This is a genomic window from Pseudomonas sp. LRP2-20 (genome assembly GCF_024349685.1).
In the GTDB taxonomy this organism is placed as follows: Bacteria; Pseudomonadota; Gammaproteobacteria; order Pseudomonadales; family Pseudomonadaceae; genus Aquipseudomonas.
Genome location: NZ_AP025944.1, coordinates 2,915,240 through 2,928,536, shown reverse-complemented (window position 1 = coordinate 2,928,536; position 13,297 = coordinate 2,915,240). Strand labels below are relative to the sequence as shown.

The window sequence follows — 13,297 nt, the reverse complement described above, 5'->3', positions numbered from 1 at the left end:
GCCCGAAACAAACGTAGGAGCGAGCAAAGCTCGCGATGCGCCGCGCGGGCGGCGCTCGATCTCAAACCCACCAAAAATCTACCGCCAAACACCCCACCCCTAACGCCCCTAACCCACCAACGCATGCTGAACCTCCCCCACCGTCGCCGCCAAGCTGTTCAGGTGCAAACTCAACACCTGCTCAACCGGCGCCTGGTCCAGCGGCCAGTGCAAGGCAATGCTCCCGGCCAGTTGCCCCTGCACCCGCACCGGCAAGGCAATCGCCCGGATCAGGAACGGCAAACGCACCGGATACTCCCAATACCCCTCGGTACGCTGCCCGAAGCCCTTCTGCGCATCGCCTTCCAGATCGCGCAGCAGCGCTTCACCGCCTACCCGCTCGTGCTGGGCCAGGCGCTGCACCTCATCGACCGCCAACTCCTTGAGGCACGCCCGGCCCATCGCCGAATGAAACAGGCTGGCATGCTGGCCGACGATCTGGCAGTTGTTCGGGTAACGTTTGCGCAATACCTGGGGAATCGCGCTTTCCATCACCTCCAGCCGCTCCCCATCGAAGCACGACAGGTCGACCACCAGCCCGGTGCGCTCGCTAAGATCCAGCAACAGCGGCGCGGCGCTTTCCACCAGCTGGCGCTTGAAGCGCTGCTGGCGGTCGCCGAACAGGCGGCGGGCGCACAGGCGGTAGCGCCGGTCGCTGAGCCCACGGTAGACCCAGCCCTGCTCCTGCAAGGTGGCGAGCATGCGCGAAGCCGTGGCCTTGGGCAGCCCGGTGAGGTAATGCAGCTCTTCCAGGCCGAGGGCCTGATGCTCGCCAAGCAGTTCGACGATGGCCAGCGCACGCTCCACCGAGCGCACGCCGCCGCTGTCTGTCGCTGTGCCCATGTTTCCGACCTCCCTGTCTGTGCGTGGATGGTCATCATGCCCAGCAAGATACGGGCCGGGCCAGCCCCCTCAACGTGGCAACAGGCTCGGCGGCGGGCACCGTTCCACCCAGCGGGTCAACTGTTCATGGGCATAGGCCAGCTGCAGCACGGCATGGTCGGCCTGGGCCGGGCCTATGATCTGCAGGCCCGTGGGCAGCCCGGCGGCATTGAAACCGACCGGCACGCTCATGCTCGGCAAGCCGGCCAGGGTCGGCCCGATCACCACCTCCATCCAGCGGTGATAGGTGTCCATGGTCCGCCCCCCGACCACCTTCGGCCACGCCTCGGCTGCGTCGAAAGGGAACACCTGGGCCGCAGGCAACAGCAGGTAATCGTAACGCTCGAACAGTTTCTGCATGGCCTGGTACCACGCGCTGCGGTCCAGCGACGCCTGATACACAGCAGCGGCGCTGAGCTGCAGGCCACCCTCCACTTCCCATTGCGCTTCGGGCTTGAGCAGCGCCCGCTTGGCTGGGTCGGCATAGGCCGCCGCCAGGTTGCCGTGCACCAGGAAGTGGCGGTGCGTCAGCCAGCATTGCCATAACCGCGCCAGATCAAAGGCGGGCTGGCAAGCTTCGACCACGCAGCCCAGCTCGGCGAAATCGGCCAGGGCGGCTTCGCACAGGCCCAGCACCCCATCCTCCATCGGCAGGTAACCGTCGTAGTCGCCCAGCCAGCCGATGCGCGCCCCCTTGAAGTCACGCTGCAGCCCCGCCGCGAAATCCCGCCCGCCGTCATTGAGCGACAAGGGCACCCGCGCGTCATGGCCGGCCTGCACCGTCAGCAAGCGAGCGACATCGGTCACGCTGCGCCCCATCGGCCCCTCGGTGGCCAGTTGCTGGACGAACAGCTCAGGCGTCGGCCCATAGGGCACCCGCCCCAGCGACGGGCGCAGGCCGAACACGTTGTTGAACGCCGCCGGGTTGCGCAGCGAGCCCATCATGTCGCTGCCATCGGCCACTGGCAGCAAGCGCATGGCCAGCGCCGCCGCGGCGCCACCGCTGCTACCCCCGGCCACGCGGCTGTGGTCGTAGGCATTGGTGGTGGTGCCGAACAACGTGTTGTAGCTCTGCGAACCCAGGCCGAATTCCGGCACATTGCTCTTGCCGATGATGATCGCCCCGCTCGCCCGCACCCGCGCCACGCTGATGGCGTCGTGTGCCGGCACCTGCTCGGCGAACAGCGGCGAACCCAGCGTGGTTCGCAGCCCGGCCGTGGCGGCCAGGTCCTTGATCGCCTGGGGCATGCCATGCATCCAGCCACGGGACTGGCCGCGCGCCAGTTCGCGGTCGCAGGCCTCGGCCTCGGCCAGCAACTCCTCCCCTGCGCGCAGCGACACCAGCGCGTTGACCTGCGGATTGCAACGCTCGATATGGCCCAGGTAAGCCTGCATCACCTCGCGGCACGCCACCTGGCGGGCATGAATGGCCCGGGACAGGGCCTCGGCGTCGAGGGCGACGATTGGGTCGATAGCTAACGCGTTCACGGTTTTACTCCAAGGTTGTAGGCGACGGCCTTGCCGGCGCGCGGTGCTTCTTTCAGGCAATAGGTGCCAAGCAGGGTCAGCAGGCAGGCGAACAGCACGTAGAACGATGGCGCCACCGGGGTGCCGAGCACCTTGCTCAGCCAGGTGACGATCAGCGGGGCAAAGCCGCCGAACACCATCACCGCCACGTTGTAGGCCACCGACACGCCGGTTGAGCGCACCTCGACCGGGAACTGCTCGGCCAGCGCGGTCGGCGCAGGGCCGAAGAAGCCGCCGATGGCGCTGCACAGCAGCAGCTGCATCACCAGCAGGCGCTCGATCGAGGGCGCCGCAGCCACCCACACATACAGCGGGTAGACCATGACGAAGAACGCCAGGGTGAAGGCCATCAGCACCGGCCGCCGGCCGAGCCGGTCCGACAGTGCGCCGGACAGCGGAATCACCACGGTCATCAGGCCCACCGCGAGCATCTGCACCAGCAGCACCTGGTCCAGCGGCAGGCCGAGGTTCTTGTGGGCGAAGGTCGGCATGTTCACCAGCACCACTTAGAACGACACCGTCGCGCCACAGGCCAGGCCCATCGACACCAGCAGGCTGCGGCGGTGCTCACGCAGCACCTGCCACAGGCTCGGCGCCTGGCCCTTGGCCTGCTTGCGCGCCTGCAGAAACTCCTCGGGCTCTTCCATGTGCTTGCGAATCCACAGCCCCACCGGGCCGATCAGCAGGCCGAGCACGAACGGAATCCGCCAGCCCCAGCTGTCCAGCGCCTCGGACGTGCACAGGTGGGTGACCAGCGCGACCATCGCCGCCCCGGAAAACACCGCCAGGCACTGCCCCACCAGCTGCCACGAGCCATACAGGCCCTTGCGGTTGGCCGGCGCGCTCTCCACCAGAAACGCCGTGGCGCTGGCGTACTCACCGCCGGTGGCAAAGCCCTGCAGCATGCGCGCGACCACGATCAGCAGCGGCGCGCCCATGCCGATGGCCAGGTAGTTGGGGGCGAAGGCGATCATGGCGATCGACACGGTCATCAGGCGGATGATCAGCTGCATCGCCGCCTTGCGCCCCTTGCGGTCGGAATACACACCCAGCAGCACCCCGCCCACCGGGCGCATGAAAAAGCCCACGCCAAAGGTGGCCAGGGCCATCAGCAGCGAGGCGTATTCGTCATCCGAGGGGAAGAACTGGCGGGCGATGATGCTCGCCAGAAAGCCGTACACGATAAAGTCATACCACTCCAGCGCATTGCCGATGACCGCCGCGACCACTTGCCGGGTACGCGACGCGCCTGTATTGGAAATCTGCATGCGGAACACTCCATCTTCTGTTCAAGTGATCACCAGGCGCAGCCGCGCCCGGGCTCCAGCGGCAGTCGTCAATACAGGGCAGTCAGGCAGGCTTGAGCCAGCTCTCGGTCAGCGCGCCCCAGTAGGCGGCGCCGGTCAGCAGGATGTCGTCGTTGAAGTCGTAGGCCGGGTTGTGCACCATCGGCCGCTGTACGCCGTTGCCGATGAACAGGTAGGCGCCCGGGCAGCGCTGCAGCATCCAGGCAAAGTCCTCGCTGCCCATCAGCTTGCGGGTGTTGCCATCGACCTTGTCGGCGCCCAGCAACGCCTCACCCACCTGCTGGGCAAAGGCATTTTCCTTGGCATGGTTGACCAGCACCGGGTATGCCGGGCGGTGTTCGATACGGGCCGTGCAGCCAAAGCTTTCGGCCTGACTGACGATGATCGCCCGCACCCGCTCCAGGGTCTGCGCCCGCACCTGGGCATCCAGCGCACGCAGGCTCAGGCGCAGCAGCGCCTGCTGCGGAATCACATTGGCCGCCTCGCCCGCCTGCAGCGCGCCGACCGTGACCACCGCCGCCTCCTGGGCATCGATGTTGCGCGCCACCACCGTCTGCAGCGCCATCACCACACTGGCCGCTGCCACCAGCGGGTCGACCGTCAGGTGCGGCATCGAACCATGCCCGCCGACGCCCTCGAGGGTGACCGTCAGCAGGTCCTGCGAGGCCATCATCGGCCCCTCGCGAAAACCCAGATGCCCGGCCGGCAGCCCCGGCATGTTGTGCATGCCGAACAGCGCATCGCAGGGGAAGCGCTCCAGCAGCCCATCGGCGAGCATCGCCTCGGCACCGCCCTGGCCCTCCTCGGCCGGCTGGAAGATCAGCGTCAGCGTGCCATCGAACTGGCGCGTCGCCGCCAGGTAGCGCGCCGCGCCCAGCAGCATGGTGGTGTGGCCGTCGTGGCCGCAGGCGTGCATGCAGCCCTGGTGGCGGCTGCTGTACGCGGCACCGGTGGCCTCATGGATCGGCAGCGCGTCCATGTCGGCACGCAGCCCCAGCTTGCGCGGGCTGCTGCCATTGCGCAGCACACCGACCACACCGGTCTTGCCGATACCGGTGTGCACCTCGTAGCCCCACTGCTGCAGCAGCGTGGCGACCAGGGCCGAGGTGCGGCTTTCTTCGAAACCGAGTTCAGGGTGAGCGTGGATATCGTGGCGGATGGCGTGCAGGTCGCTGGCCACGTCGTTGAGCCAGACCAGGATGTGCTGGTGTTGCTGCATGGGGAATCTCCTCGCGCGGGTGGGTCCCGTTCTTGTTGTTCGCTTGAGATCACGACGGGAAAGGCAGGTCGTGCTTGGCGACAGATAAGCGCGAGTGGCGAGGGAGTACAAACGAATGTGGTTCCACGCAGTGGAACCACTTAGAAAAAGTGATTGTAGATTGCGTATCCACCCGCCAGTACCCAGAGGTTCAGGATGATCATGGATATGCTCCGCCCCTCATAGATATGACTCCAGGGCACCACATGGACCAGCTTATCAGGTGGTACGCTTTTCAAGTAACGGTGGCGGATGATGAAGTAGACGATGCTGATCACGGGGTAGATGAAGAGGGCTATTCCCACAGCACCGAGGCCGACAAAAAGCGCCAGGAACGCCGGTGTGAACAGGTAGGCGCACTTGACCCAGAAATCCATTTCTACCAGGTAATCGTGTACCTCACCGCCGGGGGGCGGTGGTTTTTTCTTGCGCTTGGTCGTCCTTGAGGGCATTTGCAGCTCCGTTTGAATTCACTGTACCGGTGCCTCCATGCTCTCCGATCAACCGGGAAAGCGACGGTTGGTATTTTGGGATTTCACAGAGTCTTAGAACTCCACCTTGCCCCGCCCCGCCTTGACCGTGCTGCGCCTGGCTTTTCCTTCGAGGCGACGGGTCTTCGAGCCGAGGGTCGGCTTGGTGGGGCGGCGTTTTTTCTCAGTCTTGCCGGCAGCGATGATCAACTCGGCAAGACGCGCCAGTGCGTCAGTGCGGTTCTGCTCCTGGGTGCGGTACTGCTGGGCCTTGATGATCAGCACGCCGTCGCCGGTGATGCGACTGTCACGCAGTGCCAGCAGCCGCTCCTTGTAAAACGCGGGCAGCGACGAGGCGGGAATGTCGAAGCGCAGGTGCACGGCGCTGGACACCTTGTTGACGTTCTGCCCACCGGCGCCTTGCGCGCGGATGTAGGTCAGTTCGATGTCGGCATCGGGCAGATGCACGTTGTTAGAGATGGTCAGCATGGCATGGCTCTTGTGATTGCCCTCCATTATCACAGCCTTGGCCGCTTGCTCACAGAACAAAACGCGTTTGGCCTAAACCGCATTGATTGAGACGCCCTACGATGTCGTCCGGCATGCCACTGCTCACAGTGTCGCCGTTACGGTTTGCTCAGCTGGCCGTCGTTTGATCCCAAGATCTTGCCCAGTTTCCAAGGACTGGCGCGAAACCTGTGGGAGCGGGTTTACCCGCGAACACGGGCGCAGCCCGTGCCATCCAGCGACACGCCTACCAGCCACTACACGATGCAGCTTCAAACTATAATTGCCGGATATCGCTGCACAAATTCCCGAAAAACAGCCTCAGTGTTCAACACCCTCGCCGAACGATCTTCAAGCCCCTCCGCCCCCGCATCATCCGTCACTGTCACGAACAATACTGGAACCTCTGAAAAAACAGCCTCGAAGAATCCCTGGCTCCTCAGCCCCGCCAATACATCGATCATCAACTGGCTCAAACGCTCTCTGAATACTCCGAAGTCCTCTTTCGGTTCGGCCGATGCCAGATCCATACACACAGCCCTGAAACATTCGCCCCGCCAGGCTTCATAAGCCCATTCCGACGTACACCAAGTGTAATAGGGCCGCAGTTCCGAGCGCTCGGCCTCAGCTTCCCTGTCGAGCTTGCGCTCAAGCGCTTGCTGTGAGTTGGCAGCCACCCCCAGTGTCATTGCCCCGCTGTCCGTGTAGACCGCGCAGGCGTAGAACACCTCACCGGGGTATGTGGCGCGCAAGTCAGACAGCGCAGTTTTTACTGCGGCGGCGGTGTCGGCTTCAAGTGCTTTCCAGTCCATTGTGTATTTCCTCAGTCAGGCAGGAACTCAGAACTCAATCATAAATGCCAAGATTTTGGGCTTTACTGAGAAACATATCCTGCAAATCGCCCTGAATCTCGACCCCATCGAGACTCACAACGCATTCGCCTTCAAGGCCATCAGGAAAATGGACGCCATCCAGCGCCCCCAATATTACAGAGGCAGTATCTGCGATTACCACCCTGAGAAACTCAACAACATCGAGCCTTTGTGCGCTATTTAACAAAGCAAGCGCATTGCGCGCGCGACCGTATGAATCCTGCTCCCCGGTAGTGGGTTTGGTAAGCGAGTCCTGATACCGACAAAAATTCTCATCGAACAGTTCGAAAAAAACAGCATCGACAAACTTTTGATCATTCATGCTCAAGCTCCTGACCAGGCTTTAATCACCCTCAAACAATCCAATGTAGCGCAGGCCATTGTAATCTTCTTTCAGTGGCGTCGGCATATGCAAGCCACCATCCGAATACCAAAACATAGCATTCATCTTGATAATGCCTAGATTCGCGCAAATGGCTTTCACCCTTTCCCATTCGCTTCTATCGATTGCGGATTCACCCAGCATGGCATCAATATCAACCAGATTGGGTTTCCGTGGGATGATGCCAATAAAATCCTCGTCATACCAGCGTTCGCCAATATCGGCACAGAACTGACAGACTGGATATTGAGGATCGTCAATTTCGTAATCGCTTGAATAGTCAATTTCAAAATATTTCAAGTACTCATCTTCTCTGGTGAAATTTATCCCAAGCCAGAGGTGAACCTTGCTGAATCGTTCAACATCGTACTTATCTTCGATCTCGCCTTGTATATCATTCATGATCTACACATCAACCCCTTCATAATACACCGTGATATTTATGGCTCATGTCACTAACAACCACCCACCGCCCAAATGACCCTACCACCAGCGATAGCACTATTTCGATACAAGAGCTCCTAACACGGAAAGCGCCCAGCCTTGTAGCTAGCAAGCAACTGATCGCAGTAAGTAGACATCAGAGCTTTTGCCAGCGCATCGGCAATCAGGCCGATATCATCCGAGACGTAAGCGGCGACTTCTGCATCTTGGGTGAGTTGTAACATGGCCTTGAATGCAAACTCCCTCAACGAGGTAACTTCAGCTTCGGCCATTGGGTTTTGATAGCTCATTATATGCAGGGTTTGAAATACACTCCCCCAGGCATCATCAAATGCAGGCTGCTCCCGCCTATCGAGCAAGATCTCCCAGTCCTCGACGCCTGCTGCAATTGCCTCAGAAAAGCCTTTGCCATGGATCAGATGTGTGAATGCAGACAAATCTTCCACCGCTTAAATCCCCCTCGATTTATGCCCTTGCAGACGACATGTTCAGAAACCATTGACAAACCACTTTCGCGGACCAGCCGCTATAAAGCAAGGTTAGTCAAGAAAATCATCAAGCCCACGATGATAAATGACGGCACCTAGGCATCAACTCTGCTAAAATGCCATCATCACTCTGTAAATATTACAGTTGAGCCCAGCCCCCTCCTGCCCCCTATATACATTCCAAGAATCTCAACTTAGAGGTTGTTGAATACCAGGAAACAAAAACTCTTTAGATGAATCCCAGTTAATTCCAGTTTCCCGATAAGTCTTAATGCGAGCAACAATTTTTTCGGGATCGCCTACCATCCCGCAAAGTTCATAGCGATAAATTAGATCCAGATTTCTATCCGGCGACAAATTCTCATTAATAACTTTAGCCCCAATATTAGAGCAGCCGTCAGTCAACTCAATGAGTTTCGCACCCGTATTCCCTGGCGTTCCAAATATCGCAGAAAGCATACGCTTTTCCACAGGCCGAACATTCGGCACTACAGCATCAGTTGAAACCACTCGCGAAAAAATCTTTTTTATGTTTTTTATGAAAACGAAAATTGCAAACAATACATCAACGTCATTTAAATCAACGCCCGCCCAATCATCATCACTTTCGAAAATATTAAAAACCTCCAAAAGGTGGTTGCTTCGCATCTGAGCAATAAGATACAAACCCTCTTCAACCTTAATGCTTAGAACCAGACCTTCTTGCCACATTAAAGACTTTAACATATTTTAGCTCCTTTTGCTTTTCCATAACGCTAGCAGGGCCAGAAAAACCGTGGCCTGTTAAACAACCGACGCTAATGCTCTCTCAATCCTGAGGGCGGAACTCAACACTGCTATCACTCAATGGACAATCCCAACCAATAGCAGCCCAACCTAGTTTCAAAAGATAAAAAACACCACTAAACTCAACTCTCTTCTAAAAATTCAACACCATCAGGAAGACCTGTCAAAATCAAAGAATAAAACTCATCGAAGTCACCTGCAATCCTATATAGATGACCACAATCATCCTGCCCAGCTATATCATATATATTTATTTTATCAGACTCATGTAAGTGAGTCCTATCCCAATAATAGACCCCATCCTTACTCGCTTCAGTAACAAGCACATAAGGATTGCCTCCCCCATCCTCCCCAATCACCAAAATACCTTTAATAAATGCTAACTCAGAAATAAATTCATTATTAAAGCTGATCAGGTCATTGCATTCTTCCTCTGAATCAACCCCAAACAATCGGTCAAAACTAATCACCCCATCTTCAACTGCGCTTAATGGCAACTGCCCATAATCAGGATCAGTCAAGTGAAATCCATTCATGCGCGCCAAAAAGTTCTTATATGCTATGGGCAAGGTAAAATTAACTGCAGACTCAAGCGATATTAGCTCCGCATCAGTCAAGCCAGCTCTGTATTTAATAGGCATTTGTTTTCTCTGCTAGCGGCTTTATTTTATATCTTGATACATACTCTGGCGCAGAGCGGCTTGGCCTTAGCTTTAAGCAACAAGATTAACTGCACTCCCCTCAAAAATCACCTCAAGAGCCTCACGCAAGGAGCATACTCCCCCTGCCCTCAAAACTTCATCGCTGAACTTAGCCAAAACTATCGCTGCACCAAAATGCATTGCAAATTCCGGCTTTATTTCAACCCTTAAGCAATCACCCCCTAAAATCACCTTGCTAATCGAGTTGTTTATTTCGTAACTAGCACCAGCGACCTGAAGCCCTATTGCATCATCGATAGTCGCATTATCCTCATCATCTAATCGAGAAATAATCAGATAATTCTGGGGATCGATTGCCCCATCACCAACTGCAACGATTAGCACCCCATCTTCTTCAAAGCACTTTATATTTGAGACATCAATGCTAATCACATAACCTCCTGTAGTTAACTGCATACAGTTCCAGAAATTTTTTGCGTCTTCTTGGCTTTGGCGGTCCAAACTTCATTTGATGAGCCGTCGCTTGCCGCCCAACAATACTCAACGTCTGCGCCGGTAGCACCTTTGAATGAATTCAACTTACCTTTGCAGCTATGACCAGCCTATCACCGGGTACTGCTTGAGGGCTCAGTTGACGTGTAATTTTTGCCTCTGATGCCGCTCGATGCTCAGCAGCCGGTCGCCTACGTCGTAGGTGAACTGCTGCTGTGAATCGCGGTTCAGCTTGGCGATCAAGCGGCCAATGCTGTCGCGCTCGAACAGCGTGTGACGCTCGGGCCGCTCGGCATTTTCGCCGTAGCCGATTTCATCCAGTCGGGTCAGATGGCCACCGACGTTGTAGCTGAAGCGCCGGGTCAGGTTGTCCACCCGCACTTCTTCACTCAGTCGGTCCGAGGCGTCATAGGCAAAGCTGTAGGTCGCGTTGTTCTCGTTGACCAGCGCGGTCAGGCGGATGGCCTTGTCGTACTCGTAACGCACCCGCTGACCCTTGGCATCCTCGCGGCTGCTGGGCAGGCCACGTGCGGTGCGCATCAGGCGAGTGGTCTGGCCCTTGCCATCGGTATGGCTGAGCACCTGGCCGTAGACGTTGTAGCTGAAGGTTTCCTTCGTGCCGTCCGGATGAATGATGCGCAGCACCTCACCGTCCGGCTTGCGCTCCAGGGTGGTGGTCTGGTTCAGCGCATCGGTCACCGCTACCAGGTGCTGACGCTCGTCGTAGCGGTAGTAGGTGCTCTTGCCCGAGCAATCCTGATAACGCTCGACCTGGGCCAGGGTGTTCCACCACAGGTACTTGGACTTGTAGGTGGCATCGATGATGGTGTGCGGCAGGCCGTCGTCGCTGTTGAGGTACTCGGTCATCTGGCCGAGGGCATCGAATTCGGCGAGCAGGTTGCCCTTGTCGTCGTAGCGCGCTCGCCAGGTGCTGCCATCCGGATAGCTGACCTGGGTCACCAGCGTGGTCAGGTGGTGATATTCGTAGGTGGTCTTGCGGCCCAGCGGGTCGGTTTCTTCCAGCAGGCGGGCGAATTCGTCGTACTGGAAGGCGAGCCGGTTGCCATCCGGCAGGTCCAGGCCGACCATGTTGCCCTGCTCGTCCAGCTCGATGGCGTAACGCTCGCCACCGTAGTCACGGCTGGCGATGACACGGTGGTCGGCGTTGTACTGCACTTCCAGCTCGCGGCCGAGCACGTCGGTGGCCCAGCTGGTGCGGGCATCGAGGTCGTAGCGGAAATGGTAGTGCTCGCCATCGCTGGTCCAGTGCTCGACCACGCGTGGTTTATCGCCGAGGGTTTCCCAACGGTAGTGGCAGCCCAGGCCCAGGGCGTTGCTGTGGGTGACCATCAGGCCTTCGGCGTAGCTGAAGTTGCGCACGGTGTCGCCGTTGCGGTTGATCACCGCGCTCAGCTGGCCGTGTTCGTCGTAGCGGTACTGGGTGAGGGTTTCGACGGCCTGGTTGTCGACCACGCGCTTGATGTCGGTCAGGCGGCCCAGGGGGTTGTCGTAGTGCAGGTGGATGCGGGTGCCGCCGGTGGCGCTGATGTCGGTCAGGGTGCCGTCGGGCGTGCGGGTGAAGTGCAGGAAGTGGCCGAGGGCGTTTTCGATGCGCTGCAGCGGCACTTCGGTGTTGCTGTCGGGGACTTCACCGAAATAGAAGAACAGGTTGTCGAGGGTCTGCAGCAGGTAGTGACCGCCTTCGGTGCAGACCAGGTACACCTGCTCATGCGGGTTGTAGATGCGTTCGCCCGGTTGCAAGGTCACGAATGGAACTTCGCGGCCCTGGTTGTCGGTGAGGCAGATGAATGAGCCCTGGCGGCGCAGGCTTTGTTCCCAAGGCAGCACCCAGCCGCTGCCGAGCACGCTGTCGACGGTGAGGTCGCTGGCGTAGAAGCGCGACCATTCGATGGGCATCAGGCCGGGCAGGCTGAAGTCGATTTCATCAGGGATCAGTTTGCGCCCGGTGGTGAGGTCGACCGGGTTGCCGACCAGCCCGCCGATGGCTCGGCGTGCCACGGGTTCGACCACGTAGCGGCTTGCCACCTCCCCTGCAACGAAGCCTGCAGTGAATTTGAGGGCGCAGGGCATGATCGCTTTCATGCCGGCCTGGGTGCCGGCCTTGATCAACTGGGCGATACCACCGGCGGCACCGGCGATGGCCATCAGTACGTCCACGGTGGTACGCAGCCATTTCGGGACTTCGTCGTCCACCGGCAGGTATTGGTAGGTACCACCGCCAATGAACACATTGCCCGAACCACCGGAAATGGTCGCACCACAGGTCAGTTTGTCGCCTTTGCGCGCAGCCGCCACGCTGTTGATGAAGACGTTGGTCGAGCCTTCGGCGATCTTCACCGGCCCCGGGTGCTTGTCACAGGCACCGATGCTTTTTTCGACGCGTGCGGCTTTTAGGCTGTTGATGAAGACATTGGGTGACGCGGTAGCTATCGTCCCTGAGGGGGATGATCTACTTCGTCCCCACGCCTCCCCCGCAGCAGTAAGCAGGCTGCCGCCGATGCCTGCTGCCATACCCGCCAGCAGCGCAACGCCAAACCCACAGGTGAAGGTGGCGATGGCCACCGTGGCCACCAGCGCGATACCCAGGGCGGCTCCAAGGAGGAACCCTCCGAGCGCGCTGGTGTGCGAAATTTCGTCGCCGAACCTGGCCGCTTCGAACATGAGGGGTTACTCCTGTTCGCTTGGCTCGGTAGTCGCTCCACCGTTCGTACGGGGCTGGAAGCTCGCTAGCAGGTTTTGCCAGTCCTGATTCTGTTGAGGGCTGAAATCTGCCTGGGCGGTGGTGGAGAAAATCAGGGCGCGCTCGGGCGTCAGCAGGAACGCTGCCTGGCGCTGGTAGAACGGGCGGCCTTCATTCATGTAGTAGGCATCGATCTGCAGGCCCTCGATGGGCGCCGTGCTCGACAGGGTTACGGCTTTGGTCCCCATGAGCGAGTAGCTGCGCAGCTTGGACGAAAGCATTTTCACCTGCCGCTCAACGTAGGCTTTCAACGCTTCCCCCGGCAGCAGATTGTCCCTGGAAACCGTGATGCTCAAGGGGGCAGGAATGCTGGCACCCAGTACGAACATGTTGACGGTGCGGTCTTGGAAGCCTTCAGGCAGTACGATGCCGCCTTCCTGTAGTTGATAGTCCATGTAATGAAAATTCCTGATAACGAAA

14 protein-coding genes and 2 pseudogenes are annotated in these 13,297 nt (G+C 58.8%); all 16 read right to left on the bottom strand.

The genetic code is table 11. The annotated features are described in order from the left end of the window. Positions 1-108 precede the first annotated feature (108 nt). The 16 genes and pseudogenes from OCX61_RS12965 to OCX61_RS12895 all read right to left on the bottom strand — a co-directional run bounded on the left by OCX61_RS12965 (position 109) and on the right by OCX61_RS12895 (position 13,272). On the bottom strand, positions 109-882 hold the full coding sequence (locus tag OCX61_RS12965; protein WP_261944168.1) for an IclR family transcriptional regulator: 774 nt from the start codon (positions 880-882) through the stop codon (positions 109-111). Positions 883-951: 69 nt separating this feature from the next. After that, positions 952-2,409: an amidase gene (locus tag OCX61_RS12960; protein ID WP_261944167.1), complete on the bottom strand. Its 1,458-nt coding sequence runs from the start codon at positions 2,407-2,409 to the stop codon at positions 952-954. Further along, positions 2,406-3,716 (bottom strand): annotated as a pseudogene (locus OCX61_RS12955) (citrate-proton symporter). The gene OCX61_RS12960 and the pseudogene OCX61_RS12955 overlap by 4 nt, the downstream one beginning before the upstream one ends. A gap of 82 nt (positions 3,717-3,798) precedes the next feature. Continuing rightward, positions 3,799-4,974 (bottom strand): M20 aminoacylase family protein, encoded by a 1,176-nt coding sequence (locus tag OCX61_RS12950; protein WP_261944166.1) that lies wholly within the window; start codon positions 4,972-4,974, stop codon positions 3,799-3,801. A 140-nt stretch (positions 4,975-5,114) separates the two neighbouring features. After that, the gene (locus OCX61_RS12945; protein WP_261944165.1) at positions 5,115-5,465 is read right to left on the bottom strand and encodes a hypothetical protein; all 351 of its coding nucleotides are present in this window, start codon (positions 5,463-5,465) and stop codon (positions 5,115-5,117) included. Positions 5,466-5,558: 93 nt separating this feature from the next. Then, positions 5,559-5,972, bottom strand: a complete 414-nt coding sequence (gene arfB, locus OCX61_RS12940) for an alternative ribosome rescue aminoacyl-tRNA hydrolase ArfB (protein ID WP_261944164.1) — start codon at positions 5,970-5,972, stop codon at positions 5,559-5,561. A gap of 290 nt (positions 5,973-6,262) precedes the next feature. Next, complete coding sequence (locus OCX61_RS12935) at positions 6,263-6,802, bottom strand: DUF4303 domain-containing protein (protein WP_261944163.1); 540 nt, start codon at positions 6,800-6,802, stop codon at positions 6,263-6,265. Between the two features lie 34 nt (positions 6,803-6,836). After that, the gene (locus OCX61_RS12930; RefSeq protein WP_261944162.1) at positions 6,837-7,184 is read right to left on the bottom strand and encodes a hypothetical protein; all 348 of its coding nucleotides are present in this window, start codon (positions 7,182-7,184) and stop codon (positions 6,837-6,839) included. Between the two features lie 21 nt (positions 7,185-7,205). Beyond that, entirely contained in the window at positions 7,206-7,646 is a 441-nt protein-coding gene (locus OCX61_RS12925) for an immunity 22 family protein (RefSeq protein ID WP_261944161.1), read from the bottom strand. Between the two features lie 119 nt (positions 7,647-7,765). Then, positions 7,766-8,134, bottom strand: coding sequence for an immunity protein PIM1 family protein (locus tag OCX61_RS12920; protein WP_261944160.1), 369 nt, complete (start codon positions 8,132-8,134; stop codon positions 7,766-7,768). 231 nt (positions 8,135-8,365) lie between these two features. Continuing rightward, positions 8,366-8,902 carry a DUF8309 domain-containing protein gene (locus OCX61_RS12915; RefSeq protein ID WP_261944159.1) on the bottom strand — a complete coding sequence of 179 codons (537 nt, stop codon included), beginning with the start codon at positions 8,900-8,902 and terminating at the stop codon, positions 8,366-8,368. 182 nt (positions 8,903-9,084) lie between these two features. Then, positions 9,085-9,603, bottom strand: coding sequence for an SMI1/KNR4 family protein (locus tag OCX61_RS12910; RefSeq protein ID WP_261944158.1), 519 nt, complete (start codon positions 9,601-9,603; stop codon positions 9,085-9,087). Positions 9,604-9,675: 72 nt separating this feature from the next. Then, on the bottom strand, positions 9,676-10,056 hold the full coding sequence (locus OCX61_RS12905; protein ID WP_261944157.1) for a hypothetical protein: 381 nt from the start codon (positions 10,054-10,056) through the stop codon (positions 9,676-9,678). Positions 10,057-10,070: 14 nt separating this feature from the next. Beyond that, a complete protein-coding gene (locus OCX61_RS27355; RefSeq protein WP_410011108.1) occupies positions 10,071-10,202 on the bottom strand; it encodes a hypothetical protein in 132 nt (43 codons plus the stop codon). A gap of 79 nt (positions 10,203-10,281) precedes the next feature. Next, positions 10,282-12,798, bottom strand: a pseudogene (locus tag OCX61_RS12900) (DUF6531 domain-containing protein); the annotation flags it as partial. A 6-nt stretch (positions 12,799-12,804) separates the two neighbouring features. Continuing rightward, positions 12,805-13,272: a DcrB-related protein gene (locus tag OCX61_RS12895; protein ID WP_261944155.1), complete on the bottom strand. Its 468-nt coding sequence runs from the start codon at positions 13,270-13,272 to the stop codon at positions 12,805-12,807. Positions 13,273-13,297 lie beyond the last annotated feature (25 nt).

Coding starts and splice junctions, on each gene's coding strand:
- OCX61_RS12965 (WP_261944168.1), bottom strand. CDS start 882: ATGGGCACAGCGACAGACAGCGGCGGCGTGCGCTCGGTGGAGCGTGCG.
- OCX61_RS12950 (WP_261944166.1), bottom strand. CDS start 4,974: ATGCAGCAACACCAGCACATCCTGGTCTGGCTCAACGACGTGGCCAGC.
- OCX61_RS12945 (WP_261944165.1), bottom strand. CDS start 5,465: ATGCCCTCAAGGACGACCAAGCGCAAGAAAAAACCACCGCCCCCCGGC.
- arfB (WP_261944164.1), bottom strand. CDS start 5,972: ATGCTGACCATCTCTAACAACGTGCATCTGCCCGATGCCGACATCGAA.
- OCX61_RS12935 (WP_261944163.1), bottom strand. CDS start 6,802: ATGGACTGGAAAGCACTTGAAGCCGACACCGCCGCCGCAGTAAAAACT.
- OCX61_RS12930 (WP_261944162.1), bottom strand. CDS start 7,184: ATGAATGATCAAAAGTTTGTCGATGCTGTTTTTTTCGAACTGTTCGAT.
- OCX61_RS12925 (WP_261944161.1), bottom strand. CDS start 7,646: ATGAATGATATACAAGGCGAGATCGAAGATAAGTACGATGTTGAACGA.
- OCX61_RS12915 (WP_261944159.1), bottom strand. CDS start 8,902: ATGTTAAAGTCTTTAATGTGGCAAGAAGGTCTGGTTCTAAGCATTAAG.
- OCX61_RS12910 (WP_261944158.1), bottom strand. CDS start 9,603: ATGCCTATTAAATACAGAGCTGGCTTGACTGATGCGGAGCTAATATCG.
- OCX61_RS12895 (WP_261944155.1), bottom strand. CDS start 13,272: ATGGACTATCAACTACAGGAAGGCGGCATCGTACTGCCTGAAGGCTTC.